Annotated in this window: 18 protein-coding genes; 14 read left to right on the plus strand and 4 right to left on the minus strand. The window is 65.5% G+C overall.

What is annotated here, in order from left to right:
• Positions 1 to 187 precede the first annotated feature (187 nt).
• Entirely contained in the window at positions 188 to 505 is a 318-nt protein-coding gene (locus ARTH_RS17935) for a hypothetical protein (RefSeq protein WP_043430038.1), read from the plus strand.
• Between the two features lie 68 nt (positions 506 to 573).
• Positions 574 to 1,764, plus strand: a complete 1,191-nt coding sequence (locus ARTH_RS17940; RefSeq protein ID WP_052309725.1) for a winged helix DNA-binding domain-containing protein — start codon at positions 574 to 576, stop codon at positions 1,762 to 1,764.
• Positions 1,765 to 1,833: 69 nt separating this feature from the next.
• Here ARTH_RS17940 and ARTH_RS17945 read toward each other — a convergent pair whose 3' ends face one another.
• The gene (locus ARTH_RS17945; protein ID WP_011693364.1) at positions 1,834 to 2,520 is read right to left on the minus strand and encodes a DUF2848 domain-containing protein; all 687 of its coding nucleotides are present in this window, start codon (positions 2,518 to 2,520) and stop codon (positions 1,834 to 1,836) included.
• Positions 2,521 to 2,668: 148 nt separating this feature from the next.
• Here ARTH_RS17945 and ARTH_RS17950 point away from each other — a divergent pair, with 148 nt between their 5' ends.
• The gene (locus tag ARTH_RS17950; protein ID WP_011693365.1) at positions 2,669 to 4,060 is read left to right on the plus strand and encodes an MFS transporter; all 1,392 of its coding nucleotides are present in this window, start codon (positions 2,669 to 2,671) and stop codon (positions 4,058 to 4,060) included.
• A 13-nt stretch (positions 4,061 to 4,073) separates the two neighbouring features.
• Here the strand turns inward: ARTH_RS17950 and ARTH_RS17955 are convergent, their stop codons facing one another.
• Positions 4,074 to 4,730, minus strand: coding sequence for a GntR family transcriptional regulator (locus tag ARTH_RS17955; protein WP_011693366.1), 657 nt, complete (start codon positions 4,728 to 4,730; stop codon positions 4,074 to 4,076).
• A gap of 32 nt (positions 4,731 to 4,762) precedes the next feature.
• On the opposite strand from ARTH_RS17955, the gene ARTH_RS17960 reads away from it, so the two are divergent.
• The 10 genes from ARTH_RS17960 to ARTH_RS18000 all read left to right on the plus strand — a co-directional run bounded on the left by ARTH_RS17960 (position 4,763) and on the right by ARTH_RS18000 (position 16,345).
• A complete protein-coding gene (locus ARTH_RS17960) occupies positions 4,763 to 5,557 on the plus strand; it encodes a carbon-nitrogen hydrolase family protein (RefSeq protein WP_011693367.1) in 795 nt (264 codons plus the stop codon).
• Between the two features lie 86 nt (positions 5,558 to 5,643).
• Complete coding sequence (locus ARTH_RS23975) at positions 5,644 to 5,745, plus strand: DUF2630 family protein (protein ID WP_156810703.1); 102 nt, start codon at positions 5,644 to 5,646, stop codon at positions 5,743 to 5,745.
• A gap of 92 nt (positions 5,746 to 5,837) precedes the next feature.
• The gene (locus ARTH_RS17965; protein ID WP_011693368.1) at positions 5,838 to 6,566 is read left to right on the plus strand and encodes a FadR/GntR family transcriptional regulator; all 729 of its coding nucleotides are present in this window, start codon (positions 5,838 to 5,840) and stop codon (positions 6,564 to 6,566) included.
• 197 nt (positions 6,567 to 6,763) lie between these two features.
• Positions 6,764 to 8,179 carry an aspartate ammonia-lyase gene (locus ARTH_RS17970; RefSeq protein WP_011693369.1) on the plus strand — a complete coding sequence of 472 codons (1,416 nt, stop codon included), beginning with the start codon at positions 6,764 to 6,766 and terminating at the stop codon, positions 8,177 to 8,179.
• A gap of 88 nt (positions 8,180 to 8,267) precedes the next feature.
• Positions 8,268 to 9,569 carry a dicarboxylate/amino acid:cation symporter gene (locus ARTH_RS17975; RefSeq protein WP_011693370.1) on the plus strand — a complete coding sequence of 434 codons (1,302 nt, stop codon included), beginning with the start codon at positions 8,268 to 8,270 and terminating at the stop codon, positions 9,567 to 9,569.
• Positions 9,570 to 9,632: 63 nt separating this feature from the next.
• Entirely contained in the window at positions 9,633 to 9,926 is a 294-nt protein-coding gene (locus ARTH_RS17980) for an ArsR family transcriptional regulator (protein ID WP_011693371.1), read from the plus strand.
• Positions 9,927 to 10,194: 268 nt separating this feature from the next.
• On the plus strand, positions 10,195 to 11,793 hold the full coding sequence (locus ARTH_RS17985; protein WP_011693372.1) for a PucR family transcriptional regulator: 1,599 nt from the start codon (positions 10,195 to 10,197) through the stop codon (positions 11,791 to 11,793).
• The gene (locus ARTH_RS17990) at positions 11,790 to 12,734 is read left to right on the plus strand and encodes a glutaminase (RefSeq protein WP_011693373.1); all 945 of its coding nucleotides are present in this window, start codon (positions 11,790 to 11,792) and stop codon (positions 12,732 to 12,734) included. Before ARTH_RS17985 ends, ARTH_RS17990 begins: the two co-directional genes overlap by 4 nt.
• Positions 12,735 to 12,808: 74 nt before the next feature.
• Complete coding sequence (locus tag ARTH_RS17995) at positions 12,809 to 14,323, plus strand: amino acid permease (protein ID WP_011693374.1); 1,515 nt, start codon at positions 12,809 to 12,811, stop codon at positions 14,321 to 14,323.
• A gap of 246 nt (positions 14,324 to 14,569) precedes the next feature.
• On the plus strand, positions 14,570 to 16,345 hold the full coding sequence (locus tag ARTH_RS18000; RefSeq protein WP_083812717.1) for a thiamine pyrophosphate-dependent enzyme: 1,776 nt from the start codon (positions 14,570 to 14,572) through the stop codon (positions 16,343 to 16,345).
• Here ARTH_RS18000 and ARTH_RS18005 read toward each other — a convergent pair.
• The gene (locus ARTH_RS18005; RefSeq protein ID WP_011693376.1) at positions 16,314 to 17,021 is read right to left on the minus strand and encodes a DUF2306 domain-containing protein; all 708 of its coding nucleotides are present in this window, start codon (positions 17,019 to 17,021) and stop codon (positions 16,314 to 16,316) included. The genes ARTH_RS18000 and ARTH_RS18005 overlap by 32 nt on opposite strands.
• Positions 17,022 to 17,436: 415 nt before the next feature.
• Here ARTH_RS18005 and ARTH_RS18010 point away from each other — a divergent pair, with 415 nt between their 5' ends.
• Positions 17,437 to 17,634 (plus strand): hypothetical protein, encoded by a 198-nt coding sequence (locus ARTH_RS18010; protein WP_011693996.1) that lies wholly within the window; start codon positions 17,437 to 17,439, stop codon positions 17,632 to 17,634.
• A 135-nt stretch (positions 17,635 to 17,769) separates the two neighbouring features.
• Here the strand turns inward: ARTH_RS18010 and ARTH_RS18015 are convergent, their stop codons facing one another.
• On the minus strand, positions 17,770 to 18,267 hold the full coding sequence (locus ARTH_RS18015; RefSeq protein WP_011693377.1) for an SRPBCC family protein: 498 nt from the start codon (positions 18,265 to 18,267) through the stop codon (positions 17,770 to 17,772).
• Between the last annotated feature and the right edge of the window lie 2 nt (positions 18,268 to 18,269).

An 18,269-nucleotide genomic window follows, 5' to 3' on the forward strand; every position in this document is an offset into this window, starting at 1 on the left:
ATGCCGGACGCGGAGTTTCACCGAGACCTATATCCGAGAGGGCCAGATGGACCAGCCAAGGCTCGCCATGAAGGCAAGACGGCGACGCACCCGCAACCCGGGCACCGCGCCGCTTCCCGTGCCAAAGGCCAGACTGCGTGGCCGGTTGATTCTCCGGCTTCTTCTTGCTTTTCCGGCAGGACTGATCTTGGCCGCCATGGTAATCGCCGCATTCGGGCTCGAGCTTTCCGCGGCTCGGACGGCCACCTACTCGGGACTGGCGCTCTCGTATGCCCTGTTCCTGTTCGTCACCTGGCGCCTCGGAGTCATGCGGCGGGCCGCCTTTGCAGCCTCCGGCGGCGATCCCCAGGCGGCCGGTGTGCTGTTGTTCGGGGTCATGAAGCCTCGCAGCCGCGCCAATGGTTCCCGATCAGGCGGCTCAGGCGACAACGGCTACTTCGGCGATGGCGACAGCTCCGACGGCGGTGACGGCGGTGGCGGCGACGGCGGTGGCGGCGGCGACTGACGCGGCCGGAATCCCAAGTGGCGGGGTTGGCTCCCGCGGTGGCTGGCCGCCGGCGATAGTATGTGCCAGTGGCTGACAGGGTTTCGAAGGTCGACGTCATAGCGTTCCGCCTGGCCGCCCATCATCTCGACGAACGGTTGGGCGAAGGCGGTCTGCTGGACGCAGCCGGCAGGTGCGGGATTCAGAACAGCCCGCCCGGGTCGGCGCTACTAGCCCTGCACGCCAGGGTGCGCAACCTGACACAGCAACAGGTGGCCGGCGCCGTCGCCAAGGAGAAGAGCCTGCTGCAGACCTGGTGCATGCGAGGATCACCGTTCTACTTCCCGGCCCTGGACGCGCCGGTATTCACTACCGGAGTCCTACCGCCGACCGAGGAGGCGATGCGCCATCTGGTGGTCGGGGTGGAGCCGGCGCTGGACAAGCTTGGCATAAGCCTGACCGAGGCGGTGGAGCTGGCCGATGCGGAAATCCATGAGGTACTGTCCGGGCGCAGGCTCGCCATCAACGAGCTGGGGGCGGAGATCGCCACGCGGATTGCCCGCAGGCTGCCGAAGCGACAACGCGACATCTGGGAGGACAACGGTCCCTACGCCCCGGGGCAGCCGCTCGGTGAGGGCGTCGTGCATTTCTGCGTCCGTATCCTCACGCTGCAAAGGGTGCTCTGCCTCGCGCCGCGCGTGGGGAACCAATCTCCGTTCGTCCTGGTCGACGAGTGGCTTGGCGATCCAATCCCGGACATCGACCCTGAACTCGCGCGCGCCGAACTGCTTCGCCGCTACCTGCGCTGCTATGGACCGTCCACGCGCGGCGACTTCGCCTCGTGGGCGGGGGTCCATGCCGGTGACACCGGCCCCTGGTGGAACCTGGTCGGGACCGAGCTGACCCCGGTCGAGTTCGGCGGCACGTCCTGGATCCTCACCGAAGATCTCGACGCACTGCGGTCCGCCCCGGCGCCGACGGGGGTGCGGCTGCTCCCGCCCGGTGACCCTTACACGCAGATGCGCGACCGGGAAACGATCGTCGACAAGAAGTACCACCGGGAAGTGTGGAGGATGGCCGGCGGACCGGGAACAGTCCTCGCAGGCGGCAAAATCACCGGCACATGGCGCTCACGCAAGAGCGGCCGGAAGCTGGCCCTCACCATCACGACGTTCGGCTCATTGCCGGATCGGGACAGGACGTCGCTACAGGGTGAGGCCGGGCAGGTCGCGGCGCTGCGAGGCGCATCGTCGGTGGACGTCGCGTTCGGCACCTACTGACCGTCCCTGGCGCGGACGACGGCGGGACCTCCCGCCGTCGTCCGCTCCTGTTTGTTCCGGGGAGCCGCATCAGCCGATCGGCTCGGCCATCTGTTCCACCACATACTGGGCCTCCACGGAGGCGCCGGTCACCGGATCGGCCATCTCGACCTTCCAGCTGCGGGCGAACTGGTCCACCCCGTGGGTCATGGCCACCGTGCCGGAGATGAGCACCGTGCCGGGCTCGTTGAGACCGCGTTCGGCGAGGACGTCCAGCCAGTAGTCGGGGCTCAGCAACGCGCCCAGCGAGCTGTCCTGGATGAGGGTGTCCGGTGTGTCGCCCTCCCCCACCCAGCCCCTGAGCGTGATCTGGTCCAGGTGCTCCCGAACGTCGTCAAGGCGCCAGGCTTTGCGTCCCAGGACGTCAGGGCTGGCGTTCTTGCTCCAGGCAACGCCGTGGACCTCCAGCTGACGGTCAGTGTGGTCGCAGGCCACCGTCAGCAGTACGCCGTCCTCGGTGATCACCAGCGCCCATTCGGCTTCTCCTGAAGTCCGGTCATGTTGCACGCGGACTTCGGAAACCTGCTGGGCCAGGTACGGCGACACGGGATAGAGCGCCGGGGTGGTTGCGGGGCCGGGAACTCCCAGCTCGGCCAACTCGGCGATGTGGGCCTGTACCTCTTCCTGCTGCCGCCCTGCGTAGCCGGCGTTCAGGAGGTGCTTGACCTCGACTTTTCGGGTGGTGCCGTCGGGAAGTTCGAAGCTCAGAGTCGTCATGTTCTGTCCATCCTTTGCGTGTCCTGCTCGAGAAATTTACAAACCGGAAACCGGAAACGATCGCCAATGTACATCCAGTATGCGTAATGTATACATTTAACGCCAGCGTGACAGGCGTCACCGTAAACATCTCGTGGAGGACAACACCATGGCCAACGTCCCAGTTCAGGCTTCCGGCGCAGCGCCGCGCCCGGGCAAGCCGATGCACCCGAAGGGCCTGTATAAGGCCTTTGCCGCAAGCCTTACCGGCACCGCACTCGAGTGGTACGACTTCGCCGTCTACTCAGCCGCAGCCGCCGTCGTATTCCCCATCGTCTTCTTCCCGTCATCCGATCCCCTGACCGGCACCATCCTGGCGTTTTCAACCTACGCTGTGGGCTACGTTTCCCGCCCCGTGGGCGGCATCATCTTCGGCCGGCTCGGCGACCGGATCGGCCGCAAGAAGGTCCTGGTCACCACCCTCATGATCATCGGCGTGGCCACCGTGCTGATCGGCGTGCTTCCCGGGTACGGCAGCATCGGCATCACCGCCCCGATCATCCTGGTGCTGCTGCGCTTCGCCCAGGGCGTGGGCGTAGGCGGCGAATGGGGCGGCGCCGTGCTGCTCTCCAGCGAATACGGGGATCCCCACCGGCGCGGCTTCTGGGCATCCGCCGCCCAGGTGGGCCCTCCCGCCGGCAACCTCATGGCGAACGGCGCGCTGGCCGTCCTGACCCTCACCCTGACCGAAGAGCAGTTCATCAGCTTCGGGTGGCGCATCGCCTTCCTGGTCTCGGCCGTGCTGGTCGGATTCGGGCTCTGGATCCGGCTCAAGCTGGAAGACACTCCGATCTTCAAGGCCATTGAGGCCCACGGCGAACAGCCCAACGCCCCGGTCCGGGAGGTCTTCAGCAAGGAACTCCGGCCGCTCATCGCCGCCACGCTGTGCCGGGTTGGTCCTGACGTGCTCTACGCCCTGTTCACCGTCTTCACCCTTACCTATGGCATCCAGGCCCTCGGCTACGAGCGCAGCCAGGTCCTCACCGCTGTGCTGATCGGCTCCGCATTCCAGCTGTTCATGATCCCGCTGGCCGGCGCCGTATCGGACCGCTTCAACCGCCGCCTGGTCTACGGCACGGCCGCGGTGCTGGGCGCCGTCTGGACATTCATCTTCTTCGGCATCCTCGGCGGAGACAATGAGCCGATGCTGATCGCGGGCATCGTCCTGGGCCTCATGGCACACTCATTCATGTACGGACCGCAGGCCGCCTTCATTGTGGAGCAGTTCTCCCCCAGGCTCCGGTCCACCGGAAGTTCGCTGGCATACACCTTCGCCGGCGTGATCGGCGGCGCGATTGCCCCGCTGATGTTCACGCTGCTGCTGTCCCAGTTCGGCACCTGGATTCCGGTGGCCATCTATGTTGCCGTGGCCGCCGCCGTCACCGCAGTAGGCCTGGCGCTCGGCCGGGATTCCAACACAGTGGAGGACGAGGACTACCGCCTGCTGCTCGAAGGATCCGCAGCAGCGCGCCAGCCGTCCGCCGTCGCGGAATCCCGCTGACGATCCGGCGTTTTCAGGTGCGGAGCAGGATGTCCCGGGTCACGGCCAGGTGATGGTCAATGGCTTCCTGCGCCTTCGCCGCGTCGCCGGACACCAGGGCATCGAGGATGCCCTGGTGTTCGGCGCACACCTGCTCGCGCCGGCCTCCGGTACGGAACAGCGCGGACACGCCCACCAGGATCTGCCGGACGTGGAGCTTGCTGTACGTCCGGGAGATGAGCTCATTTCCGGCGGCGTCAATGAGCTGCTGGTGGAACAGGGTGTCCAGGCGGATGAACTCCCGGGCAGCCTCCGGGTTCAGGTCCTCGGGAAGGGCCGCCTGCTGGTCCAGGGTGTCCTGCATCGTCCGGGCGGGGACACGCTTCTGTTCGATTACCAGGCGGGCGGCATGGCTTTCCAGCACTCCGCGCAGTTCCATCAGCTCGGACATTTCACGGCCGGTCACCGGTGGGACGTACGCCCCGCGCTGCGGAATCAGTTCCACCAGGCCGTCCGAGACGAGCAGCAGGAGCGCTTCCCGCACCGGAGTGCGCGAGACCCCGATCTCGGCGGCAAGCTCCTGCTCATTCAGGAACTTCCCCTGGACTTCGGGATCGATCAGGATGTTTTCACGCAGGTACGCGTACGCCTTCTCGCGGCCGGACGCCGCTGTCCCCGAACTTTTTCGCATACATCATGTATACAACAGACTGGAGTAATTTCATGCGTTTAGCAGTGGCCCAAATCATCACGGGAGCCGATCCGTCCGCCAACCTGGAGCTGATTCGAGAATACGCCACCCGGGCCAAAGCCGCCGGAGCCGAGCTGGTGGTATTTCCGGAGGCAGCCATGCGCGCCTTCGGCAACAGCCTGGCGGACATCGCCGAGCCGCTGGACGGACCATGGGCCAATGCCGTCCGGACCATTGCCAGGGGCCTGGGTATCGCCGTCGTCGCCGGCATGTTTACCCCGGGAGACAACGGCCGCGTACGGAACACGCTGCTGGTCACCGGCCCGGGGCTGGACACTTCCTACGACAAGATCCATCTGTTTGACGCCTTTGGTTTCGCCGAGTCCGATTCGGTGGACGCCGGCACGTCGCCTGTGACGTTCGAACTCAACGGCACGGTGATCGGCCTTGCGACCTGTTACGACGTGCGCTTCCCCGCGCTTTTTGCGGCCAACGCGCGGGCCGGCGCCCAGGTCAACATCGTCTGCGCCTCGTGGGGCGCCGGCGAAGGCAAGGCGGAGCAGTGGGACCTGCTGGTGCGGGCCCGCGCCGTGGACAGCACCACGTTCGTCGTGGCAAGCGGCCAGGGCAATCCCGCCAGCATCGGGCTCCCCGCCGCCGGCACTGCGCCCACCGGCATCGGCCACAGCGCCGTGGTGTCACCGCTCGGCAGTCCCCTGGTCACATTGGGCGGCGAACCCGAACTGGCCGTGCTGGACATCGACACCGCCGTCATTACCGACGTCCGCGCAAAGCTGCCGGTCCTCGCCAACGCGCGGAACCTTTAGCGGCAGTACGGAAGCAGACGGTGCGGGAGCGGACGACGGCGGGACGTCCCGCCGTCGTCCGCTTTCGCGTGTGCAGGCTGCCGTTTGTGCCGGCCGCGGGTCCGCACGGCCCGCAGAAACAGTACGGCGAGAATCCGGACGAGGCCGAGGTGCGGCCGGTCAAGCAGGTGGAGGACTACCGCGGCTGATTCGGCGTCCTTTTCGGCGGCGAAAGCACCTCGCGGTACGCAATATTCAGGAGCCCTTTGACAGGTTCTGTGACAAGTGCCATAGTCGTCGTATGAACCTGTTGGACAGCTGGACAGCTGCGCAAGACCGAGTGGTGCGCGTTGGCGCGGCCGAGGCGGTGTTTGCATCCCTTCGCAGCGCCATCGAGGGCGGCAGGATTCCGGTCGGCACCCGTCTCGACTCGGAGGCCTCGCTCGCCAAGCAATACGGTGTGAGCCGGACGATGGTCCGGGAGGCGCTGCGTTCATGCACCGCACTGGGATTGACGGCCACCCACACAGGCAAGGGCACCTTCGTCATCGCTGACAAGGTGGCCCAGGACCTCAAGCTCGGCAAGTATTCGGCCAGCGCCCTCGTCGAAGCCCGCCCCCACGTCGAAGTGCCTGCCGCCGGCCTGGCAGCCCAGCGCCGCAGCGCCGAAGATGTGGAGGCACTTCGGGAAATCCTTCGGGAAATGTCCCAGGAGGACGACCTCCAGCAGTGGGTGCTGTTGAACACCGAGTTCCACGTGACCATCGCCCGGTGCAGCGGCAACGGCGTGTTCGAGTCATTCCTCTCGGATATCTGTGACGCCATGGCGAACCAGTCCAACACCCTCAACCTCGTGGCTGACCGGCGCAAGGAATCCGGCGAAGAGCACGCGCGCATTTTCGCTGCCATCGAGAGCGGATCAGCCGAGGAAGCGTCCCAGGCCATGAGGATGCATCTGCACGGGGTGGAATGCGCCCTGGGCACCATCGTCCCCGGAAGCGAGAACTCCACGTCCGGCCATACGCGCTAAACCCTCCTAAGCCCCGAAGTCCATCCAGCGTCCCCTGACCTGCCCTACCCGCCGCAAACCCGCGTGCCTCCCCCCGCCGTGGCACCCCTATGCCTCCATGCTGGCGGCGGCGTCCCCCAAGCCTGCACCGGCCCCAGGCTCTGTGCCCCAAGAATTCCATCGTCCAAACCCGTCAACGAAGCCCCGCGAGGACCCCCATGACTCTTCCCCTTACCGCCCCGAAAACCCGTTCCGAGCATGATCTGCTGGGTGACCGGGATGTTCCCGCTGCCGCGTACTGGGGTGTGCACACCCTCCGGGCCGTGGAGAACTTCCCCATCACCGGCCAGCCGCTCTCCACCAACATGCACCTGGTCCGCGGCCTCGCCGCCGTGAAACTCGCCGCCGCCCGCACCAACCACGAACTCGGCCTCCTCGACGCCGAACGCGCCGACGCCATCGCAGCGGCCTGCACCGACGTCCTCAACGGCAAACTCAACGACCAGTTCGTCGTGGACGTCATCCAGGGCGGCGCCGGAACCTCCTCGAACATGAACGCCAACGAGGTCATCGCCAACCGCGCCCTGGAAATCCTCGGACACCCCAAAGGCCACTACACCCGCCTGCACCCCAACGACCACGTCAACCTCTCCCAGTCCACCAACGACGTCTACCCCACCGCCGTGAAACTCGGCACCATCTTCGCCGCCCGCGAACTCCTGGACGCCCTCGCCGAACTCGAAGACGCCTGCGCCGCCAAAGCCCTCGAATTCCGCACCGTCGTCAAAATGGGCCGCACCCAGCTCCAGGACGCCGTCCCCATGACCCTCGGCCAGGAATTCGGCACCTACGCCGTCACCATCGGCGAAGACCGGCTCCGCCTGGCCGAAGCGGACCTGCTCATCCACGAAATCAACCTCGGCGCCACCGCCATCGGCACCGGCCTGAACGCCCCCGCCGGCTACGCCGCCACCGCCTGCCGCCACCTCGCCGAAATCACCGGCCTGCCCCTGGTCACCGCCCCGGACCTCATCGAAGCCACCCAGGACGTCGGCGCCTTCGTCCACCTCTCCGGCGTCCTCAAACGCGTCGCCGTGAAACTCTCCAAAATCTGCAACGACCTGCGCCTGCTCTCCTCCGGCCCCCGCGCCGGCTTCGGCGAAATCAACCTCCCCGCCGTGCAATCCGGATCCTCCATCATGCCCGGCAAAATCAACCCCGTGATCCCCGAAGTCGTCTCCCAGGTCGCCTACGAAGTCATCGGCAACGACGTCACCATCACCATGGCCGCCGAAGCCGGACAACTCCAGCTCAACGCCTTCGAACCCATCATCGTCCACAGCCTCCACAAGAGCATCTCCCACCTCGAAGCCGCCTGCCGCACCCTCACCGCACGCTGCATCCAGGGCATCACCGCCAACACCGACCACCTCCGCCGAACCGTCGAACAATCCATCGGCCTCGTCACCGCCCTCAACCCCCACCTCGGCTACACCACCGCAACCGCCATCGCCCAGGAAGCCCTCGCCACCGGCAAAGGCGTCGCCGAACTCGTCCTCGAACACAACCTGCTCACCGCCGAGCAACTCGAAGACCTCCTCAGCCCCCAACGCCTGGCCAACCTCAGCAAGTAGCGCAACCCAAACCACACCCCACCCGCCACGGGAGCAGGGGCACACCGCCGTGCCCAAATTTCCCAGGCCTTTTACCCAAGGACTGACCATGAAAAACAAATCAACGATGTGGATTCTGGCCGCACTCGTCTTCGGAATCCTCAGCGGGCTGCTTTTCCACTGGCTGCTGCCGGTGGACTCACGCGAATCCGTCGTGTCCGTCCTGGACACCGTGACGCACATGTTCCTGAACCTCATCAAAATGATCATTGCCCCGCTGATCTTTGCCACCCTCGTCTCCGGCATCGCGGGAGCGGCCAAATCCGCAGGCGTGGGCAAGCTCTTTGGGCGATCCATGATCTGGTTCCTGTCCGCCTCCGTCCTGGTGGGCGCCTTCGGTTTCGTCACCGCCCATGTGCTCAACGTCGGTGACGGGCTCAACCTGATGCCGGGCGGTGACGCGGGGATGGAAACGAAGCCCCTCGATTACCAGGCGTTTGTCACCCACATCATCCCCACGAGCGTCTTCGCCGCACTGACCGAAAACAACCCCCTTCAGATCCTTGTCTTCGGCGCTCTCTTCGGCATCGCCCTGCTGAATCTTCGGAAGAAGGGCCGCTCCTCCATAGCGGATGCCATCGATGAACTGATGGGCGTCATGTTGAAAGTCACCGGATATGTGATGAAGGCGGCCCCGGTGGGCGTTTTCGCCGGCATCGCAGCAGCCTTCACATCCAAGGGCCTGGATGCGTTTGCCACTTATGCCTCGTTTATCGGCGGCTTCTATGTTTCCCTCTCCGCACTCTGGGCGATCATGATCGCGGTCGCGGTCGCGTTCCTCGGACGGGCGGCCTTCCGGCTGGTCCGAATTGTGCGTGAACCCATGGTGATCGCGTTCGCCACCTCCAGCAGTGAAGCCGCCCTGCCCAAGCTCATCGAAGGCCTGACCAAGTTCGGCATCGAGAAGCGCACCACCGGCTTCGTGTTGCCCTTGGGTTACTCGTTCAACGTGGACGGCTCCATGATGTACATGACCTTCGCCTCGGTCTTCCTGATCAACGCCTACGGCATCGATATGGACCTTGGCCAGCAGATCGCGATGACCGCAATGCTCCTCCTCAGCAGCAAGGGCATGGCCGGCGTGCCGCGCGGGTCACTCGTCGTCGTAGCCGCGGTGGTCCCTGCCTTCGGTATCCCCGCCGCCGGCATTGGCGTCCTGCTGGTGATCGACCAGCTCCTGGACATGGGACGCACCGCCACCAACATCCTGGGAAATGCCATCGCCACCGCGGTGATCGGCCAGAAGCACGACCAATCCTCTTCCGCCCCCGAAGAGGCCTCTTCCGGAACGGCCCTCGGAGCGCTGGACGCTGAATTCAGTAGAGAGCCTGAGCGCGTTTCGATGCACTAAAGGACCTCGCCCGGCCACCCTCGTTTCAATCACCACTACCCCACCGAATGAAAGGGCATGCCAATGACCGCTGATTTTGAGCTGCAGAGCCCGAAGGACGTGCAAACCCTCGAGCGGACGGCAAGGACGCGGAGAACACCGATCAGGGCACAAATCATCGACTACCTGGCAAGCAATGGCGCTAGCAAAGTAGCCGACATCAGTAGCGGCATCGCTTCCTGCCGGGACTCCGTAAGGCACCATCTGGCCGCCCTTGAAAGCGCTTCGATCGTCCGTTCCAACATCGCCCCCGGAGAAAGGGGACGGTTCACGCCCTTCTACGCCCTCGCCCCCGGAAGAACAGAGCCGGATTCCTGACCGGCGGCGCCGGCCACTAAGCAATCGGACGACGGCGGGACCATCCGCCGTCGTCCGCTGTGCCTTAACCGGCATCCAGAAAAGCAACCGGCGTCCAGAAAAAGCCGAAGTTCCACGTCAGCGTCCCCGGCCGGCAACGCCTTGGTTCGGGGACCTAAAACGCAGCGCAGGATTTAGTCCGGCATCCATATTCTCCCCGAAATGCTCTGGATAGCATGGGGTGACCGGACAGAGCCGTCCGGCGGGGTATCAACGCAGAAGGAAGCCCATGGCCGCAGCTACAGTGGACGACATCCTGTCGGATCTCCCTCTGGGTTTCGCCAGCCTCATCCTCCGGCCGTCCCGCGCGGATTCCCCCATTGAACGCTTCCTGATCGTTGACTCCGACGACGAGACATCCGACGGCGGCGCCGCCTTTGTGCTGCTGATCGGGGTTCGCGGGCGCTCCGCTTTGCCCGCGCTGCGGCGCCTTCTGAAGGATCCTCCCCTGGTGATCGCGGTCAAGGGCAGTCCGGGTGAACTCGAGGAAGCCGAAGAGCTGCTCCGCGCAGCAGGAACAGGCCTTCTCCTGGTGGACCCGGCCGCCGACTGGGACCGGCTCCTGTCCATCGCCAAGGACCGCATCACGCCGCGCAGCTACCAGAGCGAGGTGCTGACGCTGCTGGAAGAAGACCTGTTCGCCATCGCGCAGACCACCGCACGCCTGACGTCCAGCCACGTGGTCATCGAGGACGCCGCCAACAAGGTCCTGGCGTACTCCACGGTGACGAATGACATCGACGAGCTCCGCAAGGCATCGATCCTTGCCCGCCGCGGTCCGCGGAAATACGAACTCCTCCTCAAGGACCTCGGCGCCTACCGCGAACTGCACCGGACCCGCCTGCCAGTCAGGGTTCCGGCCCGGCCCCAGGACGGACTTCGGGAGCGCATTGCCATCACATTGTTCGCCGGCGACCGCATTATGGGGTACATCTGGCTGCAGGAAACCGGCGACGGCTTCGGGGCCGACGTCGACTACGTCCTCACCGGATCCGCGGCGCGGGCGTCCGCCGAGCTGATCCGTTACCGCAACCAGCAGTCCGTGCACATGCGGCAGGACCGGATTGCGCGGATCCTATCCGGGCCGGCCGAAGCCGCGGCGAGCGCCCACAGCGAGAAGATCCCGGCGGACCGCCCCGCAGCACTCGTTCTGCTAGGGATGTCAGCAACTGACGCGCAGGCGGACGATGCGGCCCTCAAACACGGTGAACTCGCCAACCTCGCTTCCATCCATGCGGCCGCCTATAAACAGTCAGCCGTCGTGGGGCAGTTCAACGGCGACACCGCGGTGATCATCCCGGCGCTCCAGTCCGCGAATGCCGAAGCCGGACTCCGGAGCCTCGCCGAAGCCATCGTGCGGGACGCTGGAAAGCATCTGGGTATCAGTCCCTTCGCCGCGGTGGGACCCATCGCCCCTGATCTGCTGTCCATCCATTCGGTGACCGCAAAAACGGAGGCACTGCTCGGCTGCATGCGGCGGTCCGGGACGGCCGGGGTGGCCACCGTTGACGATTTTGAAGTGGACATCCTCTTCCAGGAAGCACTGGAGAACTTCACCGCTTCGGCTTTCCGCCATCGCAGCCTCTGGTCCCTCCTCCGCCACGACGGGGAACTGGCTGAGACCCTTCGGGTGTATTTCGAGGCGTCACTGGATGTCAGCGAATGCGCCAGGCGAATGAAGCTGCACAAGAACACCGTTTACTACAGGATCAGCAAGGCCAGCCGCGTGACCGGCCTGAACTTCACCGATCCCCGCCATTCATTGGTCGCCCTGCTCCACATCCAGGAGTGGGCCGGCAAGCATAAGGAGCACCCGGGCAACCCATGAAGACAGCACTCGACTCGCCGCCTCTCGACCTGGTCCTGGACGACATCGTGCGAAACCACCGGCCGCGGGCCGAAGCAGGATCGGTTCCCGCAGGCATCCCCCACCTCTCCTCCCCGCCGTTCAGCCGCTTCGGCATTGCCGTGGCCACCTCGTCCGGGGAAGTCTTCAGCGCGGGCGACGCCGACGTTCCCTTCTCCATCCAGAGCATCTCCAAGGTCTTCACGCTGGCCCTGGCACTCAGCGCGGACGACCCCGGCGCGCTCTGGTCCCGGGTCCTTCGCGAACCGTCCGGCACGTCCTTCAACTCCCTGGTACAGCTCGAAGTGGAGCACGGGATCCCCCGGAATCCGTTTATCAACTCGGGCGCCCTGGTGGTCACCGACCATCTCATGGACGGATTTCCCGACGCCGCCGAACACCTCCTGCGCTTCCTCTCCCGGGAAGCGGGCCGCCGCACGGGCGGGCAGGGCCCGTTCATCGACGAGGAAGCCGCGAAGGGTGAGCTGGCCAACAGCAGCCGAAACCTCGCCCTGGCCCACTTCCTGAAGGGCTTCGGCAACCTGCGCTACCCCGCGCAGGCAGTAGTGGAAAACTACGTCAGGCAGTGCTCCATCATGATGACCTGCGTGGAGACAGCGAAGGCCGCGCTCTTCCTCGCGCAGGACGGCCGGGGCGCGCAGGGCACCGTGGTGTCCCGGAGCGAGGCCAAACGCATCAGCTCCATCATGCTCACGTGCGGAATGTATGACGCGGCCGGCGAATTTGCCTACCGCGTCGGGCTTCCGGGGAAGAGCGGTGTGGGTGGCGGCATCCTGGCGATCGTGCCCGGCGAAGGGGCCATCTGCGTGTGGAGCCCCCGGCTGGATGCCAAAGGCAACTCCCTGGCCGGGACTGCCGCCCTCGCCGATCTGGCCGACCGCACCGGATGGTCTGTGTTCTAACCCGTCCCCCAGCTGTTTCCAATAACTCCCGCTAGACCCCCATTTAGATCTTTGACAGGTCGAAAGGAACACCCATGTCCAACAACCCCAATGGCGAGGTTGCTTTGTACGAGGCCGACGGCGGCCACGCCCACGCACCCGATTCCCTCATCCACGCTGAAGACGCCGGCTACCACAAGGGCCTCAAGGCGCGGCAGATCCAGATGATCGCGATCGGCGGCGCGATCGGCACCGGCCTGTTCCTTGGCGCCGGCGGCCGCCTCAACGCGGCCGGCCCCTCCCTGGTAATCGCCTACGCCGTCTGCGGCTTCTTTGCTTTCCTGATCCTCCGCGCGCTGGGCGAGCTGGTGCTGCACCGGCCGTCGTCGGGCTCGTTCGTGTCCTACGCCCGGGAGTTCTTCGGTGAGAAGGCCGCCTTCATCTCGGGGTGGTTCTACTGGATCAACTGGGCCACCACCACCATCGTGGACATCACCGCAGTGGCGCTCTATATGAACTTCTTCGGCAAGTACGTCCCGTGGATGGGCGCCGTGCCGCAGTGGACCTGGGCCCTGATCGCGCTGGTAGTGGTTCTTTGCCTCAACCTCGTTTCGGTGAAGGTCTTCGGCGAGCTGGAGTTCTGGTTCGCCCTGATCAAGGTGGCAGCGCTGGGGGCGTTCCTCATCATCGGCACGTACTTCGTCATCTTCGGCACACCGGTGGACGGGCAGGACGTCGGGCTGAGCCTGATCTCGGACAACGGCGGCATCTTCCCCACTGGTCTGCTGCCGATGATCATCCTGATGCAGGGTGTGCTGTTCGCCTACGCCTCCATCGAGCTCGTGGGCACCGCCGCCGGTGAAACCGAGAACCCGGAGAAGATCATGCCCAAGGCCATCAACTCGGTGGTGTTCCGCATCGCGGTGTTCTACGTCGGTTCAGTCCTGCTGCTGGCGCTCCTGCTTCCCTACACGTCCTACGAGAAGGGCGTCAGCCCGTTCGTGACATTCTTCGGCTCGCTGGGCATCGAAGGCGTGGACGTCATCATGAACCTGGTGGTCCTCACGGCCGCCCTGTCCTCCCTCAACGCCGGCCTCTACTCCACCGGCCGGATCCTGCGCTCCATGTCCATGGCCGGTTCCGCCCCCAGGTTCGCGGCCCGCATGAACAAGGCAGGAGTCCCTTACGGCGGCATCGCCCTCACGGCGGTGGTCTCACTGCTGGGCGTGCCGCTGAACTACCTCGTCCCCGCACAGGCCTTCGAAATCGTGCTGAACGTGGCCTCGGTGGGCATCGTTGTCACGTGGGCCACCATCGTGGTGTGCCAGATCCAGCTCAAACGCTGGGCGGACAGGGGTTGGGTGGAGCGTCCCGCCTTCCGGATGTTCGGTGCGCCCTACACCGGCTACCTCAGCCTGCTGTTCCTGCTCGGCGTGCTGGTCATGGTGTTCATCGATTCCCCGCTTACCTTGCTGGTGACCCTCGTGGCCTGCGCGCTGATGGTGGCGGGCTGGTACTCCTGCCGGAAACGGATCCATGAAATCGCCGAGGTCCGGAACGGATACACGGGCGCCGCACCCGTGGTGGCCAACAGAACTCCCATCCGGTAAGCGCACACCCGCCCGCTTTTTCCCCCGGCCCCGCAGCCCCAGACCCCACCAACAACCGACGAAAGCCCGCCATGAACCGACAAGACCTGCTAAGCCCCCAAACCATCGGGGCGTCAACGGAAAACCAGACGACGGACAGTTGCGAGGACGGCTGCTTCTTCTGCACCGGACCGGAAACCGACTAGGCGCCACCGGCGCTCCACCCAACGCACGCACACCAACACCCAACCCAGAAGACAAGCAGAGATGACAACGGAATCCGCATCCACCATGACAGCAACCGACACCAGGCCGATCGACGCCGGCACCAGCAATCACCTCGCGGTACGGCCCGCTTCCGCGGCCGACCCCGGAACACTGAACCCCCGTGGCGGTAGGGCAGGCTCCGGGACCCTGAAATCCGCCGGGCACGTCATAGTGGATTCCCTCGCGATGCACGGGGTGGAACGCACCTACGTTGTTCCCGGCGAAAGCTTCCTGGACGTGCTGGACGGGCTGCACGGCTCCGGCATCGACACGGTGGTCTGCCGGCACGAAGGAGGCGCCGCGTATATGGCCGAAGCCGACGGCAAGATGAACCAGCGCCCGGGGGTGGCCATGGTGACCCGCGGACCCGGTGCGGCCAACGCCCACGTGGGGCTGCATACCGCCTGGCAGGACTCCACCCCCATGCTGCTCTTCGTGGGGCTCATTCCTTTTGCGCACCGTGACCGCGAGGCATTCCAGGAATTCGACATCAAGGCCTGGTTCGACACCGGTGCGAAGCGCGTCATGGTGCTGGACCACGCCGAGCGGGCATCCGAGATCGTTGCGGAAGCCATGTTTGCAGCGATGAGCGGGCGGCCGGGTCCCGTTGTGGTGGGCCTGCCGGAGGACATCATCCGGCAGCAGGTCGATCCGGCGCTGCACCCGGCCATCCCCGTGGCTGCGGGCGGCATGAGCGCCACGGACGCAGAAGCCCTTGCCGGTGCCTTGTCTCTTTCCAAGAAGCCGCTGTTTGTCACCGGCGGCAACGACTGGACCCAGGAGGCGGCCGGCCAGCTGACCGGCTGGCTCGAAAAGCACCACATCCCGGCCGCCGCGGAATGGCGCACGCAGGGTACTGTCTCCTTTGATTCGCCATCCTACGTGGGACCGATCGGCTACGGCCGCCCCCGCCCCACGTATGACCTCCTGGAGGAAACCGACCTGCTCGTTTTCGTCGGGACGGTGCCCGGGGACGTGATTACTGACGGCTTTGTCTGCCGCCAGGACTGGAACAAGCAGAACTTCCTGGTGACCATCGACCCCTCGCTGCGCGGCCGCTCGGGCCCCGTCTCACGGCAGATCGTGGCCAAACCGGAAGCCTTCGTCCGCGATCTGCTGGGCATAGAGCTGCCCGTGAAAGACGAGTGGAAAGCGTGGACGGCCAGGATGCGCACCGAGCAGGCGGCGTTCGCGGCGCTGCCGCCGGCAGCGCCGGCTGCGGGGCCGGCCAGGATGGACACGCTGATGGCCAACCTCGTTCCGCGGCTCCCCGAGGACGCCATGGTGACGTTCGGTGCAGGTGAGCACACCAACTGGGCGCACCGCTACTTCCCCACCCGTCGTTATGCCTCCATGATCAGCGCCAGGAACGGCTCGATGGGCTACTCCATCCCGTCCGCCATCGCCGCCTCGCTGGCCAGCCCGCAGCGGCGGGTGGTAACCATCGCGGGCGACGGCGAGTTTTTGATGAACGGGCAGGAGCTGGCCACGGCAGCCCAGTACGGGGCAACGCCGCTCATCATCGTGATGGACAACCAGGAATACGGCACCATCCGCACCCATCAGGAACGGCACTACCCGTCCCGGGTTTCGGGGACGCAGCTGAAGAACCCCGACTTCGGCCTCATGGCTAAAGCGTTTGGCGGTTTCGGCGTCACCGTCACCCGCGACGAGGATGTGCCGGCCGCCCTCGACGCCGCTTTCGGGGCCATCGACCGGGACGGGACGTTTGCCCTCATCCACCTCATCGTGGAACAGCGGGTGAAGGCGTACTGACCGGCCGCCGGACCCCGCCCGCCGCCCGCCGGGCGCGGCGGCGAATGACGTACTCGGCAACCGCGACGTTGATCAGCCACCCCGCTCCCAGCAGCACCGCGCGTGTGGGCACATCCGTGGGGCCGACCAGGAGGAGCCACGGGATGCCCACCAGGGCCTGGGTTCCCGCGCCCACGGCGATAGCGTATGCGCGCGTCATCCAGGCGCTGTGCGCTGCGAAGTCCCGGCGCCTGACGGCGAGGATCCCCAGGACGATACTCACGAGCATCGCGGAGCCGAAGAAGAGCCGGAGCGGGACGTCGGTGAAGCCGTCCGGGAGCGGGTAGAAGACGGACATCCACAGCCCGGAGAGCGCTGCGAGCAGGCCTGCCGGGATGAGAACGCGTCCGGCGATACGGTGCCTGCCGCGCCTGCCCCGTAGTGAGGGAACGAACTGGAACGCCCCCAGAAGGGAGTAGACGGTGACGCTGACAATGTGCGTCACCACCGGGACGGGAGAGGCGAAGAACCGCGCGTTTTGCGGCGTCACCTCTGCACCGGACGTCAGTTCGGCCAGCCGGAGGGCCCCGAAAATGACCGGAATGAGGCTCAGCAGGATGAGGCCGGCGGGCACGGGCCATTGGGGCCGGGGGCGCCGGACGGAGGCGGCGGCGGGAGTGATGGTTTCGGTTGACATGGCCGGCCCTTCGCATGGCTGGTATACGGCGTACACCTCTTGCGATTGAGGATAGGTGTACGCCGTACACTTGTCAATGAAAGTGCGCCCCGCCGCCCCGCCCCCGCCCCGCGCACAGGGCTGTGATGAGTCTCACGTGCAATGAACGGATCCTGGCTTGAGCCGCCGCCACCCCTCCGTGCATCATGGAAAGGACGGTTGAGAATGCGATTTCACAGCCTCACCAGCCCTTGTTTCCGCGCTAAGGCGCAGGGAATGCAGCGGCTTAGAACGACCCAACCTGGTGGACGCAACGAGGCCAAACCAGTGAGCTCGCCGAGCTGCGCAAGGCCTCAGAGCGTTCATGAATAGACCCGTCCCGGGCTCCGCGCCGATGCGAAGCCCATGACCAAATTTATGAATGAGGCACCGAATAATGACGTTCGAAACCAATCACTCCGTGACCCTTAAGATCTGGGACCGCTCCGCCATCGACCACACGCTGGACGCCCTGGTGCACGACATTTCCACGAAGGCCAACGCCCACCGGAACGATGTTGCCGTCACCCTCAGCGGACCGAACACCTTCACGGTGAGCCTGAACCGCAGCGCCGCCCAGGGCGCCGCTGTCTAGGAAACCCGCAGTCCGGTAAAGTCGCGGCCTGGTAAGCCAGGCTCAACACAACGCAAGCGGACGACGCCGGGATCTTCCCGCCGTCGTCCGCTTGCGTTTTCGGATTATTCCGTCGGTGCCGGTCCGGGCGGCCCGCTACGCGTGGGAGTGCTCGGTGAGGAGGGCATCGATCTGCCCGGCGGCCTCCTTCAGGCCTTCCTCCATACCCATGTCCACCATCTGCTGCATCTGCTCTTCGGATTCAAAGGTGGACATCATGGTCATGCGGGTGCGTCCGCCGAGGTCTTCGAGGGTGACAGTGGCGTGGGCGATCCCCATGGCTTCAACATGGTCACCGTTTTCGTCGGCAAAACCGTCGTCGAACTCCAGCTGGTTCGGCGCCTCGATCGTGATGAACTTCCACCAGCCGCGGGGCTTCTCGCCTTCGGGGGTTGTCATGTAATAGCCGGCCTTCCCGCCGGGCTGGAAGTCGAACCGGTCAAACGTGGCAGGATAGCCGGGCGGGCCCCACCAGCGCTCCAGCTGGCGCGGGTCTTCCCAGATCTGCCAGACACGCTCGACGCCGGCGTCGAACTCGGCCACGAGTGTAAGGCTGAGTGCCTCGAGATTCTTGGTGGAACTGATAACAGGCATTG

Source organism: Arthrobacter sp. FB24 (assembly GCF_000196235.1).
Lineage (GTDB): Bacteria > Actinomycetota > Actinomycetes > Actinomycetales > Micrococcaceae > Arthrobacter.

What these genes read in the sequence shown, in the direction of transcription:
- ARTH_RS17945 (WP_011693364.1), bottom strand. Translation starts at nt 2,520, where the DNA reads ATGACGACTCTGAGCTTCGAACTTCCCGACGGCACCACCCGAAAAGTC.
- ARTH_RS17950 (WP_011693365.1), top strand. Translation starts at nt 2,669, where the DNA reads ATGGCCAACGTCCCAGTTCAGGCTTCCGGCGCAGCGCCGCGCCCGGGC.
- ARTH_RS17955 (WP_011693366.1), bottom strand. Translation starts at nt 4,730, where the DNA reads ATGCGAAAAAGTTCGGGGACAGCGGCGTCCGGCCGCGAGAAGGCGTAC.
- ARTH_RS17960 (WP_011693367.1), top strand. Translation starts at nt 4,763, where the DNA reads ATGCGTTTAGCAGTGGCCCAAATCATCACGGGAGCCGATCCGTCCGCC.
- ARTH_RS17965 (WP_011693368.1), top strand. Translation starts at nt 5,838, where the DNA reads ATGAACCTGTTGGACAGCTGGACAGCTGCGCAAGACCGAGTGGTGCGC.
- ARTH_RS17970 (WP_011693369.1), top strand. Translation starts at nt 6,764, where the DNA reads ATGACTCTTCCCCTTACCGCCCCGAAAACCCGTTCCGAGCATGATCTG.
- ARTH_RS17975 (WP_011693370.1), top strand. Translation starts at nt 8,268, where the DNA reads ATGAAAAACAAATCAACGATGTGGATTCTGGCCGCACTCGTCTTCGGA.
- ARTH_RS17980 (WP_011693371.1), top strand. Translation starts at nt 9,633, where the DNA reads ATGACCGCTGATTTTGAGCTGCAGAGCCCGAAGGACGTGCAAACCCTC.
- ARTH_RS17985 (WP_011693372.1), top strand. Translation starts at nt 10,195, where the DNA reads ATGGCCGCAGCTACAGTGGACGACATCCTGTCGGATCTCCCTCTGGGT.
- ARTH_RS17990 (WP_011693373.1), top strand. Translation starts at nt 11,790, where the DNA reads ATGAAGACAGCACTCGACTCGCCGCCTCTCGACCTGGTCCTGGACGAC.
- ARTH_RS17995 (WP_011693374.1), top strand. Translation starts at nt 12,809, where the DNA reads ATGTCCAACAACCCCAATGGCGAGGTTGCTTTGTACGAGGCCGACGGC.
- ARTH_RS18000 (WP_083812717.1), top strand. Translation starts at nt 14,570, where the DNA reads ATGACAACGGAATCCGCATCCACCATGACAGCAACCGACACCAGGCCG.
- ARTH_RS18005 (WP_011693376.1), bottom strand. Translation starts at nt 17,021, where the DNA reads ATGTCAACCGAAACCATCACTCCCGCCGCCGCCTCCGTCCGGCGCCCC.
- ARTH_RS18010 (WP_011693996.1), top strand. Translation starts at nt 17,437, where the DNA reads ATGACGTTCGAAACCAATCACTCCGTGACCCTTAAGATCTGGGACCGC.
- ARTH_RS18015 (WP_011693377.1), bottom strand. Translation starts at nt 18,267, where the DNA reads ATGCCTGTTATCAGTTCCACCAAGAATCTCGAGGCACTCAGCCTTACA.